Annotated in this window: 15 protein-coding genes; 11 read left to right on the forward strand and 4 right to left on the reverse strand. The window is 71.5% G+C overall.

Annotated features, from left to right (window positions below):
* Positions 1–2: 2 nt before the first annotated feature.
* The 3 genes from AC6JBM_RS48655 to AC6JBM_RS48665 are packed head-to-tail and all read right to left on the reverse strand — an operon-like array spanning position 3 to position 4,059.
* A complete protein-coding gene (locus AC6JBM_RS48655) occupies positions 3–1,256 on the reverse strand; it encodes a GAF domain-containing protein (protein WP_497980367.1) in 1,254 nt (417 codons plus the stop codon).
* A 50-nt stretch (positions 1,257–1,306) separates the two neighbouring features.
* Positions 1,307–2,629, reverse strand: coding sequence for a 4-aminobutyrate--2-oxoglutarate transaminase (gabT, locus tag AC6JBM_RS48660; protein WP_497980368.1), 1,323 nt, complete (start codon positions 2,627–2,629; stop codon positions 1,307–1,309).
* The gene (locus AC6JBM_RS48665; protein ID WP_497980369.1) at positions 2,629–4,059 is read right to left on the reverse strand and encodes a gamma-aminobutyraldehyde dehydrogenase; all 1,431 of its coding nucleotides are present in this window, start codon (positions 4,057–4,059) and stop codon (positions 2,629–2,631) included. Before AC6JBM_RS48665 ends, gabT begins: the two co-directional genes overlap by 1 nt.
* Positions 4,060–4,156: 97 nt before the next feature.
* Between AC6JBM_RS48665 and AC6JBM_RS48670 the strand changes: the two genes are divergently transcribed.
* Positions 4,157–5,581, forward strand: coding sequence for an aldehyde dehydrogenase family protein (locus AC6JBM_RS48670; protein WP_497980370.1), 1,425 nt, complete (start codon positions 4,157–4,159; stop codon positions 5,579–5,581).
* On the opposite strand, the gene AC6JBM_RS48675 is transcribed toward AC6JBM_RS48670, so the two are convergent.
* The gene (locus AC6JBM_RS48675; RefSeq protein WP_497980371.1) at positions 5,582–6,562 is read right to left on the reverse strand and encodes a cation diffusion facilitator family transporter; all 981 of its coding nucleotides are present in this window, start codon (positions 6,560–6,562) and stop codon (positions 5,582–5,584) included.
* A gap of 126 nt (positions 6,563–6,688) precedes the next feature.
* On the opposite strand from AC6JBM_RS48675, the gene AC6JBM_RS48680 reads away from it, so the two are divergent.
* The 10 genes from AC6JBM_RS48680 to AC6JBM_RS48725 all read left to right on the forward strand — a co-directional run bounded on the left by AC6JBM_RS48680 (position 6,689) and on the right by AC6JBM_RS48725 (position 18,742).
* Positions 6,689–8,059 (forward strand): phosphomannomutase/phosphoglucomutase, encoded by a 1,371-nt coding sequence (locus AC6JBM_RS48680; protein ID WP_497980372.1) that lies wholly within the window; start codon positions 6,689–6,691, stop codon positions 8,057–8,059.
* A 31-nt stretch (positions 8,060–8,090) separates the two neighbouring features.
* Positions 8,091–8,330, forward strand: coding sequence for a Trm112 family protein (locus tag AC6JBM_RS48685; protein WP_350612083.1), 240 nt, complete (start codon positions 8,091–8,093; stop codon positions 8,328–8,330).
* Positions 8,327–9,535: an SIS domain-containing protein gene (locus tag AC6JBM_RS48690; RefSeq protein WP_497980373.1), complete on the forward strand. Its 1,209-nt coding sequence runs from the start codon at positions 8,327–8,329 to the stop codon at positions 9,533–9,535. Before AC6JBM_RS48685 ends, AC6JBM_RS48690 begins: the two co-directional genes overlap by 4 nt.
* An 81-nt stretch (positions 9,536–9,616) precedes the next feature.
* Positions 9,617–10,585, forward strand: coding sequence for a cation diffusion facilitator family transporter (locus AC6JBM_RS48695; RefSeq protein WP_497980374.1), 969 nt, complete (start codon positions 9,617–9,619; stop codon positions 10,583–10,585).
* Between the two features lie 2 nt (positions 10,586–10,587).
* The gene (gene manA / locus AC6JBM_RS48700) at positions 10,588–11,736 is read left to right on the forward strand and encodes a mannose-6-phosphate isomerase, class I (protein ID WP_497980375.1); all 1,149 of its coding nucleotides are present in this window, start codon (positions 10,588–10,590) and stop codon (positions 11,734–11,736) included.
* 322 nt (positions 11,737–12,058) lie between these two features.
* Complete coding sequence (ahcY, locus tag AC6JBM_RS48705) at positions 12,059–13,525, forward strand: adenosylhomocysteinase (protein WP_497980376.1); 1,467 nt, start codon at positions 12,059–12,061, stop codon at positions 13,523–13,525.
* A 136-nt stretch (positions 13,526–13,661) separates the two neighbouring features.
* On the forward strand, positions 13,662–14,516 hold the full coding sequence (gene efeU / locus AC6JBM_RS48710; protein WP_497980377.1) for an iron uptake transporter permease EfeU: 855 nt from the start codon (positions 13,662–13,664) through the stop codon (positions 14,514–14,516).
* A gap of 41 nt (positions 14,517–14,557) precedes the next feature.
* Entirely contained in the window at positions 14,558–15,706 is a 1,149-nt protein-coding gene (gene efeO / locus AC6JBM_RS48715) for an iron uptake system protein EfeO (RefSeq protein ID WP_497980378.1), read from the forward strand.
* A gap of 17 nt (positions 15,707–15,723) precedes the next feature.
* On the forward strand, positions 15,724–16,962 hold the full coding sequence (efeB, locus tag AC6JBM_RS48720) for an iron uptake transporter deferrochelatase/peroxidase subunit (RefSeq protein ID WP_497980379.1): 1,239 nt from the start codon (positions 15,724–15,726) through the stop codon (positions 16,960–16,962).
* A 22-nt stretch (positions 16,963–16,984) separates the two neighbouring features.
* Positions 16,985–18,742, forward strand: coding sequence for an ABC transporter family substrate-binding protein (locus AC6JBM_RS48725; RefSeq protein WP_497980380.1), 1,758 nt, complete (start codon positions 16,985–16,987; stop codon positions 18,740–18,742).
* Positions 18,743–18,747: the final 5 nt, after the last annotated feature.

The following is an 18,747-nucleotide window of genomic DNA, read 5'->3' on the forward strand; positions in this document are numbered from 1 at the left end:
AGTTAGTTACGGCCACGTTGCAAGAACGTTGCGTACTCCTCCGACAGGCACGCGACCCGCTCCAGGGCAAGGGCCTGGCGGGGCGAGCCGGGCGGCAGGGCGGCGGCGAGGGCCTCCCACATCCACAGGTCCTCGGCGCCCCAGGCGGCCGCGGTCCAGGCCGCGAGCATCGCCGGGTCGCCGCTGGCCCGGACCCCGGCGCGCAGCTGGCCCTCGATGAGCCGGCGCAGCCGCACGATGCCGGGCGCCTCCGAGAGGGGCAGCAGCGGGCCGGGGTAGGCGCGCAGGGCACTCTTCACGTCCCCGGCCGCGAGGCACTCGGCGATCTCGGCGAAGTCGGAGGTGACCGCGTCGCGCAGCCGGTAGGGGCGCGACAGCAGCAGCGGACCGAGCACGTGGCGCAGCCGCGACAGCTCCGCGCGCAGGGTGACCGGGTTGACGCACTCATCGCCGTAGAGCTCCAGGGCGAGCTGGTCGCCGGTGAGCCCCTCGGGATGGGCGCACAACAGGGCGACGATCTCGCTGTGCCGCCGGCTCAGCCGCTGCGCGCGCAGCACACCCTCGTCGCGGCCGAGCGCGGTGAAGGTGGGGCCGGGCGGCGCGAGGGTGGCCAGGTGCGCCTCGGCCGCGCGGGCGGTGGCGACGACCAGCGCCAGCGAGTGCGGGCTGGCCAGGTGGTCGCCGCCCGTCACGTCGATCGCGCCCAGCAGGCGGCCGGTGCGCGGGTCGTGGATCGGCGCGGCGGAGCAGGTGAACCGCTGGACGCGGCGGCTGAAGTGCTCGGTGGCGAAGATCTGCACGGCGTGGTCGACGGCGACCGCGGTGCCGGGCGCATTGGTGCCGGCGTGGGCCTCGTCCCACTGCGCCCCGGCGACGAAGTTCATGCCCTCGGCCCGCCGCAGCACGGTCTTGTGCCCCTCGACCCACAGCAGCCGGCCGTGGGCGTCGCAGACCGCCATCAGGTGATCGCCGTCCTCGGCGAAGCTGCCCAGCAGGTCCCGGAAGAGCGGCAGCGCGTGCCGGAGCGGATGGTCGCGCCGATACTCCTCGAGCTCGTCGTCGCTGAGGTCGACGGGGGCGGTGGCGTCCGGGTCCAGCCGGGCGGCCGCGCTGCGCCGCCACGAGTCGGCCACGACGCCGCGCACCTGCGTCCCGACCCGGCCGCCGCCCAGGAACGCGTCCCGGGCGCGGCCGACCTGACCGCTCCGCTTGCGGGGATTGGCCCCCGTGGGCAGGGCGAGCCAGGGACTGTTCATGCCTCATAGTGACCCGGGTCACCCCCGATCGCCAAGGGGCGAACGGCTTTCTACAGTGCCGTTTCCAGCAGGTCGAGCGCGCGTTCGAGGGTCGGGTCGTCCATCACCAGCGGCGGCAGGAAACGGATCACGTTGCCGTAGGTGCCGCAGGTGAGCAGCAGCAGCCCGGCCTCGTGGGCCAGGCGCTGGATGTCGGCCGTCTTGGCCGCGTCCGGGGTCGCGCCCAGCGGCGCGCCCTTCGCCCAGCCCCGCTCGGCGGTGAGCTCGCCCGGCGCGGCGGACTCGGGCACCACGATCTCCAGGGCCAGCATCGCGCCCCGGCCCCGGACGTCGCCGATGAACGGAAAGCGGGCCCGCAGGTCGCGCAGGCGGGGCAGCATGACGGACTCGATCCGCCGGGCGGCCGCGGCCAGGTCGAGCTCCCGCATGGTCTCGATCGAGGCGAGCGCGGCCGCGCAGGCCACGGGGTTGCCGCCGTAGGTGCCGCCGAGGCCGCCCGGGTGCACGGCGTCCATGAGCTCGGCCCGCCCGGTCACCCCGGCCAGGGGCAGGCCGCCGGCGATGCCCTTCGCGGTGGTGACCAGGTCCGGCTCCAGCCGCTCGTGGGTGCTGGCGAACCAGTCCCCGGTGCGGCAGAAGCCGGTCTGGATCTCGTCGGCGACGAACAGCGCCCCGTTCGCCTTCGCCCAGGTGGCCAGCGAGGGCAGGAAGCCCGGCGCGGGCACCACGAAGCCGCCCTCGCCCTGGATCGGCTCGATCAGCACCGCGGCCACCTGGTCGGCGCCCACCTGCTTCTCGATCATGCCGATGGCCAGCGCGGCGGCGTCCGGGCCGGCGAGGCCGTCGCGGAACGGGTAGGACATCGGCACCCGGTAGATCTCGCCGGCGAACGGGCCGAAGCCGCGCTTGTAGGGCATGTCCTTGGCGGTGAGCGCCATGGTGAGGTTGGTCCGGCCGTGGTAAGCGTGGTCGAACACGACGACGGCCCGGCGCCCGGTGGCGTGCCGGGCGATCTTCACCGCGTTCTCGACCGCCTCGGCACCCGAGTTGAACAGGGCCGAGCGCTTCTCGAACGTGCCCGGGGTGAGCGCGTTGAGCTGCTCGCAGACGGCGACGTAGCCCTCGTACGGCGCGATCATGAAGCACGTGTGGGTGAACCGCTCCGCCTGGCGCCGCACCGCCTCGGCCACCCGCGGGTTCGCGTTGCCGACGTTCGTGACCGCGATGCCGGCCGCGAGGTCGATCCACTCCCGCCCGTCGACGTCCGTGAGGGTGCCGCCGGAGGCGTGGTCGACGTACGAGCCGATCATGCTGCTGACCCCGCGCGCGACGGCGGCGGAGCGGCGCTTGCGCAGATCCTCGGAGGACGTCATCACAGCTCGATGTTGTGCATGACGTGCTTGATCCGGGTGTAGTCCTCGAGCCCGTACATGGAGAGGTCCTTACCGTATCCGGACTGTTTGAACCCGCCGTGCGGCATTTCGGCGACGATCGGGATGTGCGCGTTGACCCAGACGCAGCCGAAGTCGAGCCGCCGGGTCATGCGCATCGCGCGGCCGTGGTCGCGGGTCCAGACCGAGGACGACAGGCCGTACTCCACCCCGTTGGCCCAGCGCACCGCCTCGTCCTCGTCCGTGAAGCGCTGCACGGTGATGACCGGCCCGAACACCTCGTCCTGGATGATCTCGTCGTCCTGGCGCAGGCCGGAGACGACGGTCGGGGAGTAGAAGTAGCCCTTGTCGCCGACCCGGGCCCCGCCGGTATCGAGCCGGGCGTGATCGGGCAGCCGGTCGATGAAGCCGCCGACCCGGGCGAGCTGGTTGGCGTTGTTCAGCGGGCCGTAGAGGATGTCCTCGTCGTCCGGGGCGCCGGTCTTCGTCCCGGCCGCCTGCTCGGCGAGCGCGGCCACGAAGTCGTCGTAGATGCCCGGCCCGGCCAGCACGCGGGTGGCCGCGGTGCAGTCCTGGCCCGCGTTGAAGTAGCCGGCGACCGCGATCGCCTCGGCCGCGGCGGCCAGGTCGGCGTCGTCGAAGACCACGACCGGGGCCTTGCCGCCCAGCTCCAGGTGGGTGCGCTTGAGCGACGGGGCGGCCCCGGCGGCCACCTCGCGCCCGGCCCGGACCGAGCCGGTGATGGAGACGAAGTTCGGGGTCGGGTGGGCGACCAGGGCGCGGCCGGTGTCCCGGTCGCCGGTGATCACGTTGAGCACGCCCGGCGGCAGGAACTCGGCGGCCAGCTCGGCCAGCAGCAGCGACGAGACGGGCGTGGTGTCGGACGGCTTCAGCACGACCGTGTTGCCCGCGGCCAGCGCCGGGGCGATCTTCCACACCGCCATCATCAGCGGGTAGTTCCACGGGGTGACCTGGGCGCAGACGCCGATCGGCTCACGCCGCACGTAGCTGGTGTGGCCCTTCATGTACTCGCCGGCGGACTTGCCCTCGAGCACCCGGGCGGCGCCGGCGAAGAACCGGATCTGGTCGATCGACGGCGGCAGCTCCTCGCTGGCGGTCATCGCACGCGGCTTGCCGGTGTTGCGCACCTCGGCGTCGATGATCTCCGACGCCCGGTCCTCCATCGCGTCGGCGAGCTTGAGCAGCGCCCGCTGCCGCTCCGAGGGCGTGGCGTCGCGCCAGGTCTCGAAGGCCTTCGCCGCGGCCCGCACGGCGCGGTCGACGTCCTCGGCGCTGGAGACCGGCGCGGAGGCGAACACCTCGCCGGTGGACGGGTCGATCAGGTCGGAGTATCGGCCGTCGGCGGGGTCGGTGTAGGCGCCGTCGACGAAGTTCTGCAGCTGCTTGGTCATGTCCGCTCCCTTGAGTGCCCGGCACGGACATCTTTCCATCGAATCCGTCGCACACAAGCCCTCGGGCAACTGTTTCCGTTGGGGTTAGGGTGGAATCGTGACCCCGTTCTTCATTGCCGGGCGCCCGGCAACCAGCGACGACGCCGTCGAGATCCGCCACCCCTACGACGGGCGTCAGGTCGGCACCACCTCCAACGCGACTCCCGAGCAGGTGGAGGCGGCGGTCGCCGCCGCGGCCGCCGTCGCCGCCGAGGCCGCGGCCCTGCCCGCGAGCGCCCGGGCCGCCGCCCTCGACCACGTCAGCGCCCGGCTCAAGGAGCGCGCCGACGAGGTCGCCCGGCTCATCACCGCCGAGAACGGCAAGCCGATGAAGTGGTCGCGGGGCGAGGTCGCCCGCGCGGTGTCGACGTTCCGCTGGGCCGCCGAGGAGGCCCGCCGCTTCTCCGGCTCGCTGCAGCGCCTCGACACCGACCCGGCCGCGACCGGCCGCATCGCCCTGGTCAAGCGGGTGCCGCGGGGCCCGGTGCTGGGCATCTCCCCGTTCAACTTCCCGCTCAACCTGGTCGCCCACAAGGTCGCCCCGGCCCTGGCCGTCGGCGCGCCGATCGTGCTCAAGCCGGCCCCGGCGACCCCGCTCAGCGCGCTGCTGCTCGGCGAGATCCTGGCCGAGACCGACCTGCCCGCGGGGATGTGGTCGATCGTGCCGATCCCGAACGACCGCGCCTCCGCCCTGGTGGCCGACCCGCGCCTGCCCGTCGTGTCGTTCACCGGCTCGGGCCCGGTCGGCTGGCAGATCCGCGACGCCGTGCCGCGCAAGCACGTCACCCTCGAGCTCGGCGGCAACGCGGCCGTGGTGGTGTGCGAGGACTGGGACGACCTGGACTGGGCGGCGACCCGGATCGCCACCTTCTCCAACTACCAGGCCGGGCAGAGCTGCATCGCGGTCCAGCGGGTGTACGTCCACGAGCGCCACCACGACGCGCTGGCCGAGAAGCTGGTGGCCGCGGTCGAGGCCCAGGTGACCGGCGACCCGGCCGCCGACGAGACCGACGTCGGCCCGCTCATCAGCGAGTCCGCGGCCCGGCGGGTCGAGGAGTGGGTCGGCGAGGCGGTCGCGGCCGGGGCCAAGGTGCTCACCGGCGGCACCCGCGACGGCGCCGCCTACGCCCCGACCGTCATCGCGCACGCGCCGGCCGACGCCAAGGTCAGCTCCGAGGAGGTCTTCGGCCCGGTGCTGGTGCTCGAGCGCGTCGCCTCCGACGCCGACGGGTTCGCGGCGGTCAACGCCTCGCCCTACGGGCTGCAGGCCGGCGTGTTCACCCGGCGGCTGGACCGGGCCTTCGAGGCCCACCGGGTGCTCGACGTCGGCGGGGTGATCGTGGGCGACGTGCCCAGCTACCGGGCCGACCAGATGCCCTACGGCGGGTCCAAGGCCAGCGGGGTCGGGCGCGAGGGCCTGGCCAGCGCGATGGCCGACTACACCGAGGAGCGCGTCATGGTCCTCACCGGGCTCCAGCTGTAGTCACTCCCAGGCCTCGCGCCGCTCCTTCGACGAGGAGCCCGGAGGACGCTCGGCGGCCTCGTACAACTTCGCGTCGAACACGTCGGGCTCCAGGAAGATGAAGCACTCGTAGCTCAGGGCGTCGCGGACCTGCTTCTCCGCCCGGTTGATCGCCTGGGCCACGTGCGCCATCGTCTCGCTGGCCCGCACCGCCACCTTGGCCGCGATCAGCAGCTGATCGGGGCCGAGGTGCATGGTGCGCAGATGGATCATGCGTTCGATCAGCGGCTCCCGCTCGATCGCCGCCTCGATCGCCAGCAGGGTGCCGTTGTCGGCCGACTCGCCGATGAGCAGGCTGCGCATCCGCTGCGACAGGGTGATCGAGATGACCACGAGCAGGGCGCCGATGGCCAGCGTGCCGGCCGCGTCCCAGCGCCCGTCGCCGGTGACCACCGCGAGGGTGATGCCGACGAAGGCGAAGGTGAGGCCGGTCAGCGCGCCGAAGTCCTCGGCGAGCACGACCGGCAGCTCGGGGGAGCGGGTGGTCCGGATGAACCGCAGCCAGGGCGCCCCGCGGCGGGACGGCTCGGCCTCGTGCACCGCGGTGCGCAGCGAGAACGACTCCAGCCCGACCGAGATGCCCAGCACCGCGAACGCCCAGATCGGGTCCTCGACCGGCTCCGGGTGGTGCAGCTTCTGCCAGCCCTCGAAGAGTGCGAAGACGCCGCCGACGAGGAAGATCACCAGGGTGACGAGGAAGCCGTAGAAGTATCGGAACCGAGCGTAACCGAACGGGTGCAGCTGGCTGGCCCGCTGCTGGGCGCGCCGGCCGCCGATGAGCAGCAGGACCTGGTTGGCGGTGTCGGCCACCGAGTGCACGGCCTCCGCGAGCAGCGACGACGAGCCGGTGAACAGGAACGCGACGAACTTGCTCAGCGCGATGCCGAGGTTCGCGGACAGGGCCGCGACGATCGCCCGCAGGGAGTTGCCTTCCTCCGCCATGTGTTCATCCTGCACCACATGCTTTCCCGGATCTCACATGCGCAACTTAGGACTGACACGTGCACGGAACGCAACCGCACTAGGCTCCGTCGTAGGAACAGCGACCACGACTAGGGGTGCGAGACTGTGATCGACCTGAGCCGGATCGTCAAGGCCTACGACGTGCGGGGGACGGTGCCCGACCAGCTCAACGAGCCGGTGGCGGAGGCACTCGGACGGGCGTTCGTGCAGACGCTGCGCAGCCGCGGGGAGTTCGCCGAGAAGATCGTGACCGCGCACGACATGCGGGCGTCGGGCCCGGCGCTGGCGACGGCGTTCGCCAACGGTGCGCGCGCCGAGGGCGCCGACGTGCTGGAGGCCGGCCTGGGCTCCACCGACCTGCTGTACTACGCCTCGGGCGTGCTCGACCTGCCCGGCGCCATGTTCACCGCGAGCCACAATCCCGCGCAGTACAACGGGATCAAGCTGTGCAAGCAGGGCGCCAAGCCGGTCGGGCAGGACACCGGCCTGACCGAGATCCGCGAGCGCGCGCAGCAGATCCTCGACAGCGGGGCCCGGGTCGCCGAGGGTGCGCTCAAGGGCGGGCTGGAGCAGTACAGCCTCCTGGAGCGGTACGCCACCCACCTGCTCAAGCTCGTGGACCTCTCCGACATCCGGCCGCTGACGGTCGTGGTCGACGCCGGCAACGGCATGGGCGGCTACACCGTGCCGGCCGTGCTCGGCTCGGGCCTGCCGCTGACGATCATCCCGCTGTACTTCGAGCTCGACGGCACCTTCCCCAACCACGAGGCCAACCCGCTGGAGCCGGCCAACCTGGTCGACCTGCAGGCCAAGGTCCGCGCGACCGGCGCCGACATCGGCCTGGCCTTCGACGGCGACGCCGACCGCTGCTTCGTGGTCGACGAGCGGGGCGAGGCCGTCTCCCCGTCGGTGATCACGGCGATGGTGGCGGTCCGCGAGCTGGCCAAGGACCCGGGCGGGACGATCATCCACAACCTCATCACCTCGAAGGTGGTGCCCGAGATCGTCCGCGAGCACGGCGGCGAGCCGGTGCGCACCCGGGTCGGGCACTCGTTCATCAAGGCCGAGATGGCCCGCACCGGCGCGGTCTTCGGCGGCGAGCACTCGGCGCACTACTACTTCCGCGACTTCTGGGGCGCCGACACCGGCATGCTCGCCGCCCTGCACACGCTGGCCCTGCTCGGCGGCCAGCCCGCCCCGCTGTCGGCGCTGGCGAAGGACTACGAGCGCTACGCGGCCTCAGGCGAGATCAACTCGACGGTCGCCGACACCGCCGCGAAGATGGCCGAGGTCGAGCAGGCGTTCCCGGTGGAGATCGACCGGCTCGACGGGATCACCCTCAGCTTCCCCGACGGCAGCTGGGCCAACGTGCGCCCGTCCAACACGGAGCCGCTTCTGCGGCTTAACGTTGAGGCGCCGACCGCCGAGCGGATGGCGGCGCTGCGCGATGAGATGCTGGCCGTCATCCGCCGCTGAGTCGTCCGCCGCTGAGAAGGAGTTGGAACGCGTGTCCGTGGACCCCGCCCTGCTGTCGATCCTGCGCTGCCCCGACGAGCACCACGCCGAGCTCACCCTCGACGCCGATGCGCAGACGCTGACCTGCACCGAATGCGGGCGGATCTTCGAGATCCGCGACGGCATCCCGGTGCTCCTGCTCGACGAGGCGCGCCAGCCCTCTGCCGATGGTGCGGTTGAGAACGGCACCGGCGGGGAATCCGCCAAGACCGAAGAGGGTGGTGCGGCATGAATCCACTGGAAGGCACTGCGGGGGTCCGCGGGCATCGCGAGATCGACCTGGCGCTGCTGGACAACGCCGAGTCGCTGGAGAAGAACGACCCGGGCGGCATGCTGCGGGCGACCGCGTCGGCCGGCGCCCAGGTGCGGGAGTCGGCGGCGCTGGCCGCCGAGACCGACCTGAGCGCGCTGGCCGACGAGGGCCGCCCGCGGGCCGTGGTCGTCGCGGGCGTCGGCACGGCCGCGCGCACCGGCGACATCCTCGAGACCGTCGCCGGGCCGCGCTGTCCGGTGCCGGTCCTGGCCCACCGCAGCGCGGGCATCCCCGGCTGGGTCGGCGCGGCCGACGTGGTCATCGCCGTCTCGGCGTCCGGCCGCTCCCCGGAGGCGCTCGCCGCCGCCGAGGCCGCCGGTCGCCGCGGGGCCCGGCTCGTGGCCATCGGCGCGCCCGACACCCAGCTGCACGCCCTGGCCGACCGCTTCCGCGCGCCGTTCATCCCGGTGCCGCGGCGGGCGCCGGCCCGGGCCAGCCTCTGGGGCCTGACCGTCCCGGTGCTGCTCGCCGCGCGCCAGCTCGGCCTGGTCAAGGTCACCGAGGCCGACTTCGCCGAGACCGCCGCGCGGCTGGACGCCGACGCCGAGCGGTGCCGCACGGCGATGGAGACGTTCGTGAACCCGGGCAAGAGCCTGGCCCTGGACCTGGCCCACTCGGTGCCGATCGTCTGGGGCTCCTCGCCGCTGGCCACCGTGGCGGCCCGCCGCTTCGGCGACACGCTGTCGGCCAACGCCCGCTACCCCGCAGTCGTCGGCGCGCTCGGCGAGGCGGGCCGGGGCCGGGTCGGCCTGCTCGACGGCGTCTACGGCGGCCTGGCCGAGGCCGACCGGGACATCTTCGCCGACCCGGACGAGGACGCCGACAACCCGGCCACCCGGCTGCGGCTGGTGCTGCTGCGCGACGGCGGGCTGGCCGGCGAGGACGAGGACGACGGCGAGCCCGTCGCGGTCGAGGAGCGCCGGGCCGAGGCCGTGCAGGAGCTGGCCGAGCGCCGGGGCGTGCGGGTGAGCCTGATCACCGCCGAGGGTGGCTCCGCTCTGGAACGATTGGCGTCGCTCGTCGCCGTGCCGGACTTCACCTCGATCTACCTGGGTCTGGCGCACGGCTTCGACCCCATGGCCGTCCCTGCTGTGTCGGAAATGAAGGATCTGGTGAGTCCGTGAGAGGTCCGGAGCGCAGCGGAGGGGCCTCTCACCATTTAACTCAGTGCGATGCTCGCATCGCCGTAGCGAAGCGGAGGCGATGTGAGCACTGAAGGCGGGACTAAAGCGATCTTGGCGGCGCTGGCCGCGAATCTCGGCATTGCCGCCACCAAGTTCGTCGCGTTCTTCCTGACCGGGTCGTCGTCGATGCTGGCCGAGGCCATCCACTCGGTGGCCGACTCCGGCAACCAGGGCCTGCTGCTGCTCGGCGGCAAGCAGGCCTCGAAGCGGGCCACCGCGCGCCACCCGTTCGGCTACGGCCGCGAGCGGTACATCTACGCCTTCATCGTCGCCGTCGTGCTGTTCTTCGTCGGCGGCGTCTTCGCCATCTACGAGGCCTGGCACAAGATCTCCCACCCGGAGCCGATCGAGTCCTGGCAGTGGGTGCCGGTGGCCGTCCTCCTCGCCGCGATCGTCATGGAGGGCCTGTCCTTCCGCACCGCGATCGGCGAGACGAAGAAGATCAAGGGCAAGGCGACCTGGGTGCAGTTCATCCGGCGGGCCAAGGAGCCGGAGCTGCCGGTCATCCTGCTCGAGGACTTCGCGGCCCTGCTCGGCCTGGTGCTCGCGCTCTTCGGCGTCGGGCTGACCCTGATCACCGGCAACGGCATCTGGGACGGCATCGGCACCGCGGCCATCGGCGTGCTGCTCATCGCGGTCGCGGCCGTGCTCGCGGTCGAGATGAAGAGCCTGCTCGTCGGCGAGTCGGCCACGCCGGACCAGGTCGCCGCGATCGAGCAGGCGATCGTCGACGGCCCGGAGGTCGAGCGCGTGATCCACATGCGCACCGTGCACCTGGGCCCGGACGAGCTGCTGGTCGCGGCGAAGATCGCGGTCCGGCACAACGAGACGGCCGACGAGATCGCCCGCGGCATCGACGCCGCCGAGGCCCGCATCCGGGCCGCGGTGCCGATCGCCCGCGTGATCTACCTGGAGCCCGACATCTACCGTGCCGCCAAGGCCGGCGAGGCCGACCAGAACACCGTCCCGACCAGCGCGGAGGCGCACTGACCGTGGAACTGCTCGACAGTCCGATCCGCAAGTACGCCTGGGGCTCGCGCACCGCGATCGCCACGTTGCAGGGCCGGCCCACGCCGACCCCGGACCCCGAGGCCGAGCTGTGGATGGGGGCTCACCCGGCCAGCCCGTCGCGGCTCGCGGTGAGCGGGGCCTCGCTGGTCGACGCGATCGCCGCCGACCCGCGGACGCTGCTCGGCGCGGCCAACGTCGAGCGCTTCGGCACCCGGCTGCCGTTCCTGCTCAAGGTGCTCGCGGCCGCCCAGCCGCTGTCGCTGCAGGCGCACCCGACGCTGGAGCAGGCCCGGGCGGCGCACGCGGCCGGGCACCAGTCCTACGTCGACGCCTGGCACAAGCCGGAGATGCTGGTCGCGCTGACCGACTTCGACGCGCTGTGCGGCTTCCGCGACCCGGCGGCGGCCGCGGCCGACCTCGCCGCGCTCGGCGTGGCGCGGCTCAAGCCGACGATCGACGCGCTGAGCCAGGCCGACGCGGCCGCGGCCCTGCACGACGCGGTCCAGGGCCTGCTCGGGCATCCGGACGCGGACCTCGTCGGCGAGGTCGTGGCCGCGTGCGCGCCCCGGGCGGCCGAGAAGCCGGCCTACGACCTGGTCACCGGGCTGGCCGAGCAGTATCCGGGCGACAGCGGGGTCATCGTGGCCACGCTGCTCAACCGGATCCGGCTGCGCCCGGCCGAGGCGGTCTGGATGCCGGCCGGGAACCTGCACGCCTACCTGCGCGGCGTCGGGGTCGAGATCATGGCCGCCTCGGACAACGTGCTGCGCGGCGGCCTGACCCCGAAGCACGTGGACGTCGAGGAGCTGCTGCGGGTGCTGCGCTTCGAGGTGCTCGACGAGCCCGTCACCCACGCGGAGGACCTGGGCGGCGGTCTGTGGGCCTACCCGGTGCCCGTGCCCGACTTCGCGCTGCACCGGGCGGTGCTCAGCGCGGACCGGTCGGCGGTGCGGCTGCCGGGCTCGGGACCGCGGATCGTGCTGTGCACCCGGGGCTCCGTCCGGGTCGACGACGGCGCGGTCCCGGTGACGCTGAGCCCCGGTCAGGCGGCGTTCGCGCCGGCGAGCCGGCCGGAGCTCGCGCTCAGCGGCTCCGGTGAGGCCTTCCAGGCGGCGACGCCCCTGACCTGAGTTCACCCACTCGGGCTGCTGAATCGGCCGCGTCGCGATCCTCGCGGCGCGGCCGGTCTCGTTACCAATCCAAGGTGCCCGAATTCGGAGCATTTGCTTGACATTTGAGTTGCGCAGAGTAGTGTTACGGCTACGCAGGGTTTGAGACAGCGCTCCAAGCCAATGCGGGGGAACCAAACCGGGGGGAAGAGCGGGGCGGTGGGAGCAATCCCGCCGCCCCGCTCGCTGTCCCGGTCACTTCGTCCAGGGGCGATTGGAAGGCTTTCCCGCCGCCGCGTACCGTGAAGGGTCGCCGTACGCCTCTGCAGACCAGGAGATCGCATTGACCAGCACGCTGCCGCCGAGCACCGTCGCCGACGGTGACTTCAAGGTGGCCGATCTGTCCCTCGCCGCGTTCGGGCGCAAGGAGATCCAGCTCGCCGAGCACGAGATGCCGGGCCTCATGGCCATCCGGCGCGAGTTCGCCGCGACGCAGCCCCTGAAAGGCGCGCGGATCACCGGCTCGCTGCACATGACGATCCAGACCGCGGTGCTGATCGAGACGCTCGTGGCGCTCGGTGCGCAGGTGCGCTGGGCCAGCTGCAACATCTTCTCGACCCAGGACCACGCCGCCGCGGCGATCGCCGTCGGCCCCGAGGGCACCCCCGAGAAGCCGGCCGGCGTCCCGGTCTACGCCTGGAAGGGCGAGACCCTCGACGAGTACTGGTGGTGCACCGAGCAGGTGTTGCTCTGGCCCGACGGCCAGGGCCCGAACATGATCCTCGACGACGGCGGCGACGCCACGCTGCTGGTGCACAAGGGCGCCGAGTTCGAGGGCGCGGGGGCCGTGCCGTCGCCGGACACCGCCGACTCGGAGGAGTACGCGGTCATCCTCAAGCTGCTGCAGCGCTCCATCGGCGAGGACAACCGCCGCTGGACCCGCGTCGCGGCCGGCATCAAGGGCGTGACCGAGGAGACCACCACCGGCGTGCACCGCCTCTACGAGATGCAGCAGGCCGGCACGCTGCTCTTCCCGGCGATCAACGTCAACGACTCCGTCACGAAGTCGAAGTTCGACAACAAGTACGGCTGCCGTCACTCGCTCATCGACGGCATCAATCGCGCCACCGACGTCCTTATCGGCGGCAAGGTGGCCGTGGTCTTCGGCTACGGCGACGTGGGCAAGGGCTGCGCCGAGTCGCTGCGCGGCCAGGGCGCCCGGGTCATCGTCACCGAGGTCGACCCGATCTGCGCCCTGCAGGCCGCGATGGACGGCTACCAGGTCGCCACGATGGAGGACGTCGTCGAGACCGCCGACATCTTCATCACCGCCACCGGCTGCCTCGACGTCATCACCGCCGAGCACATGGGCCGGATGAAGCACCAGGCGATCGTCGGCAACATCGGCCACTTCGACAACGAGATCGACATGGCCGGCCTCGCCCACCGCTCCGACGTGACGCGGATCAACATCAAGCCGCAGGTCGACGAGTGGAAGTTCGACGACGGCCACTCGATCATCGTGCTGAGCGAGGGCCGCCTGCTCAACCTGGGCAACGCGACCGGCCACCCGTCGTTCGTCATGTCCAACAGCTTCGCGAACCAGACGATCGCCCAGATCGAGCTGTTCACGAAGATCGAGGAGTACCCGATCGGCGTCTACACGCTGGCCAAGCACCTCGACGAGAAGGTCGCCCGGCTGCACCTGGACGCGCTCGGCGTCCGGCTCACCGAGCTGACCAAGAAGCAGGCCGAATACCTCGGCATCCCGGTGGAGGGCCCCTACAAGGCGGACCACTACCGCTACTGAGTCTGATCGTCAAGGGCCCCGCCGGAGTACTCCGGCGGGGCCCTTGGTGTTGAAGTGCCACAAGCTTGTAGCAGATGCCGGTGAGGTCTAAGGTAATGCTGACCTAAGTAAGACAAGGCTTACCTGCGGAGCTCGAATGACCGCCATCTACCTGATCGGCCTGCGCGAGGGGCTCGAGATCACGCTCGTGGTCTCGATCCTCGTCGCTTTCCTGGTCAAGAGTGACCGCAAGCACCTGCTGAGGTGGGTCTGGACCGGCGTCGCGGTCGCGGCGCTGCTGTCCATCGGGGTCGCCGCGCTGCTGCAGGCCGGCACCGCGTACCTCTCCGGCCCCCACCAGGAGATGGTGGACGCGATCGCCTCGCTGATCGCCGTCGTGTTCGTCACCTTCATGATCTTCTGGATGCGGCGCATGGCCCGCCAGATGGCCAAGGAGCTGCGCGGCAAGCTCGAGGACGCGATCCAGGTCGGCCCCTTCGCGGTCGCCGGCATGGCCTTCCTGGCGGTCGCCCGCGAGGGCCTGGAGACGTCGATCCTCTTCTTCGCCGCGGCCCAGGGCGCCGACACCTGGCAGCCGATCGTCGGCATCTCGCTCGGCCTGGCCACCTCGGTCGTGCTCGGCTGGCTGCTCTACGCCAGCGCCATCCGGATCAACCTGACGAAGTTCTTCACCTGGACCGGCGCGCTGCTAGTGCTCGTGGCCGCCGGGATCTTCAAGTACGGGGTGCACGACCTGCAGGAGGCCAACGTCCTGCCGGGGCTGAACAACCACGCGTTCGACCTCTCCAACGCGCTGCCGCCCACCGCGTGGTACGCGGAGCTGCTGCGCGGCATGTTCAACTTCACGCCGCAGCCGTCCGTGCTCGAGACCATCGCCTGGGTCGCCTACGGGGTGCCGGTCCTGATCCTCTTCCTGCTGCCGCTCCTGCGCCGGCCGGCATCCGAGCCCGCATCAGGGCCGTCATCGAAGCCGGTCGCCTCCGAAGCCTGACCGCCTCACCTCCCCCTCTTTCCATGTCTCGTAGGAGAACCATGCGTACATCACGCCTGCTTGCGCTCGGTGCCGTACCGGCGCTGGCCGTCGTCGCGCTGACCGGCTGCGGCGACGACAAGAGCGGATCGGAAGCCGGGGCTGAGGCCAGCTCCAACGGCAAGATCGCCGTCACCGCCACCGACTCCGAGTGCAAGGTCGAGAAGACCGAGGCGGCGTCGGGGCCGGTCACCTTCACCGTCAGCAACAAGGGCGGCAAGGTCACCGAGTTCTACGTGTACGCCACCGGCGACCGCATCGTCGGCGAGGTCGAGAACGTCGCGCCGGGCCTCACCCGCGACCTCATCGTGGAGCTGCCGGCCGGCACCTACGAGACCGCCTGCAAGCCGGGCATGATCGGCAACGGCATCCGCGGCCAGTTCAAGGCCACCGGCGAGAGCAAGCCGCTGACCGACGACGCCAAGCTCGCCCAGGCGACCAAGGACTACCAGACGTACGTGAAGAACAACACGGGCGCCCTGATCGACAAGACGACCGAGTTCGTCAACGCGGTCAAGGCCGGCGACGCCGAGAAGGCCAAGTCGCTGTTCCCGATCGCCCGCACGTACTGGGAGCGCATCGAGCCCGTGGCCGAGAGCTTCGGCGACCTCGACCCGGCGATCGACGCCCGCGAGGCCGACCTCGAGCCCGGCCAGGAGTGGACCGGCTTCCACAAGATCGAGAAGGACCTCTGGGTCACCAAGGACATCAGCAAGTCCGGCCCGACCGCCGACAAGCTGCTCGCGGACGTCAAGACCATCGTGAGCAAGGCCGAGACGGTCCAGCTGTCCCCGATCGAGCTCGCCAACGGGGCCAAGGAGCTGCTCGACGAGGTCGCCACCGGCAAGATCACCGGCGAGGAGGACACCTTCTCGCACACCGACCTGTGGGACTTCCAGGCCAACCTCGAGGGCTCCCGGGCCGCGATCGCGGCGCTGCGCCCGGTCATCGAGGAGAAGGACGCCGCCCTGGCCAAGAGCCTGGACGAGAAGTTCGCGGCGGCGCAGGCGGAGCTCGACAAGCACCGCAACGGCGACGGCTGGAAGTTCCACAACGAGCTCTCCGAGGCCCAGCTCAAGGCGCTCGCCGACGCGATCAACGCGCTCGCCGAGCCGATCAGCAAGGTCGCCCCGCTCGTAGCCTCCAAGTAGCTCCTGGAGTTTTCGCCATGGATCGTCGCAAGATGCTCGGACTCGCCGGAGCCGGGGCCCTCGGGGCCGCGGCCGGCGGGGCCGTCGGCCTGCAGGTCTTCGACGAGCCGCCGCCCGCCCGGGCCAACGACCCGGGCGCGGCGGTGCCCTTCTACGGGGCCCGGCAGGCCGGGATCGTCACGCCCGCCCAGGACCGGCTCCACTTCGTCGCGTTCGACGTGATCACGGACAAGAAGGCCGAGGTCGCCGAGCTGCTGCAGAAGTGGACGGCGGCCGCGGCCCGGATGACGGCGGGGCAGGACGCCGGCGCCATCGGGGCCGTGAACGGGGTGCCGGAGGCGGCGCCCGACGACACCGGCGAGGCCATCGGGCTGCCGCCGTCCGGGCTGACGCTGACCGTCGGCTTCGGCCCGACGTTCTTCCGCACGGCCGAGGGCAAGGACCGCTTCGGCATCGCGGACCGGCGCCCCGAGGCGCTGGCCGACCTGCCGAAGTTCGCCAAGGACACGCTGAAGCCCGAGATCTCCGGCGGGGACATCTGCGTGCAGGCGTGTGCGCATGACCCCCAGGTGGCCGTGCACGCGGTGCGCAACCTGGCCCGCATCGGCTTCGGCGTCGTGAGCGTGCGCTGGTCGCAGCTGGGTTTCGGCCGTACCTCCTCGACGTCGCGAACCCAGCAGACCGCCCGGAACCTGTTCGGCTTCAAGGACGGCACGGCCAACCTGAAGGCCGAGGACACGAAGCTGCTCGACGAGCAGCTCTGGGTGCAGCCGGGCGACGGCCCGGAGTGGATGACCGGCGGCTCCTACATGGTCACCCGCAAGATCCGGATGGTGATCGAGACGTGGGACCGCACCTCCCTGGCCGAGCAGGAGGCGATCATCGGCCGGAACAAGGGCGAGGGCGCGGCGCTGGGCAAGGCGGGCGAGTTCGACGAGCCGGACTTCTCGGGCGAGACGATCCCGCGGGACTCCCACGTGCGCCTGGCGCACCCGCAGTTCAACGACGGGGCCCGGCTGCTGCGCCGCGGCTACAACTTCGTCGACGGCTCCGACGGCCTGGGCCGGCTCGACGCGGGCCTGTTCTTCATCGCGTACCAGCGCGACCCCCGCAAGCAGTTCGTGCCGATCCAGACCCGGTTGTCGCGGCAGGACGCGCTCAACGAGTACATCCGGCACGTCTCCAGCGGCCTGTTCGCCTGCCCACCCGGCGTCTCCGCCGCGGGCGACTCGTGGGGTCGTGCCCTCTTCGTCTAGGCCCGCCCCCTATGGTGGCCGGGTGGCGTTTGTAACTGGAAGGCAGATGCGGGGCTCGATCACGGCGCTGGCGGTGGCCGCGCTGCTGCTCGGCGCGTGCACCGGCGGCGGCTCCAGCAAGCCGTCACCGACGGCCACCATCGGGTTCGCGGACTGCGAGAAGAACCCGACCACCTGCAACGGTGGCGATCTCAAGCTCGGCGGGGCGTATACGTACGGCCTCGAACAGCCCATCGCCAACTGGAACGTGAACACCCGCGACGGCGCCTCGCCCGCGACCAAGCAGGCGCTGTCGGGCCTCCTGCCGCAGGTGTTCAAGGTCGACCCGCAGGGCCGCCTCCAGCTCAACGCCGACCTGGTGAGCTCGGCCGACATCACCAACCAGAACCCCGAGACGATCGTCTACAAGATCCGTCCCGACGCGGTCTGGAGCGACGGCATCCCGATCACCGCCGACGACTTCGTCTTCGCGTGGAAGCAGAACTCGGGCAACCCGGCGCACTGCTCGAACTGCACGCCCGCGGCCACCGCCGGCTACGACGTGATCAAGAGCATCGTCGGCTCCGACGGCGGCAAGACCGTCACGATGACCTTCACCGACGGCAAGACCTTCGGCGACTGGAAGGGCATCTTCTCCAACGACGGGCTGTACCCCTCGCACCTGGCCACCAAGCAGGGCTTCGACCTGGCCAAGCCCGCCGGCATCGCGGCCGCGTCCGACTGGTTCGCCCGCACGGTGCCGACCTGGTCCGGCGGCCCCTACCAGGTCGACAGCTACAACCAGGGCCAGAGCCTGGTGCTCAAGAAGAACGACAAGTGGTACGGCAAGATCAAGCCGAGCCTCGACACCATCACGTTCAAGTTCATCACCGATCCCAACGCGATCCTGCCCGCGCTGAAGGCCAAGGAGCTCACCGGCATGTCGCCGAGCCCGAGCCAGGCCCTCGTCGCCGGCGTGGCGGGCACGCCCGGGGTGATCTACTCGGTGGGTGAGAGCTACGCGTGGGAGAACCTGACGCTCAACGTGCGCAACAAGTACCTCGCCGACCCGGTCCTGCGCCGCGCGCTGTTCACCGCGGTGAGCGTCAAGACGGTGGTCGAGAAGACGTACGGCGCCTTCGACAAGAACCTCAAGCCGCTGGGCAGCCACAACTTCGTGCCCGGGGACACCGCCTACAAGGACGTGATCTCCGGCACCGGCCAGGGCACCGGCGACACCGAGAAGGCGAAGAAGCTGCTCACCGGCGCCGGCTACAAGCTGGACAACGGCCGCCTGTCCACGAAGGCGGGCGAGGCCGTGCCGGCGCTGCGGCTGCGCTACGACAAGGGCAACGCCACCCGCGCGGCCGCGGCCGAGCTGATCTCGGCCGCGCTGAAGAACATCGGGATCGACGCCCACCCCGAGGCCACCGACAGCCTGCCGCAGACCCTGACCTCCGCCGACTTCGACCTGGTGCTGGCCGACTTCGTGAACGGCCCGCTCTACCAAGGCGCGGCCGAGCGGCGCTGGTCCACGGGGGCCGCGGGCAACTACGGCGGGTACACGAACCCGGAGCTGGACCGGCTGGTGCACTCGGCGGCGACGGACGTGGACCCGCGGCACGCGGCGGACCTGCTGAACCAGGCCGACGACCTGCTGACGAAGGACGCGTACGTGCTGCCGCTCATGCAGCGCCCGACGCTCACGTTCACCTACTCGGAGTACGCCAACATCCGCGACAACCCGTCCGTGTGGGGCCCGACGTACAACATCGGCGAGTGGGGCCTGCGCTCCGCCTGATCGCG

The sequence above is a fragment of the Dactylosporangium thailandense genome, assembly GCF_059739745.1.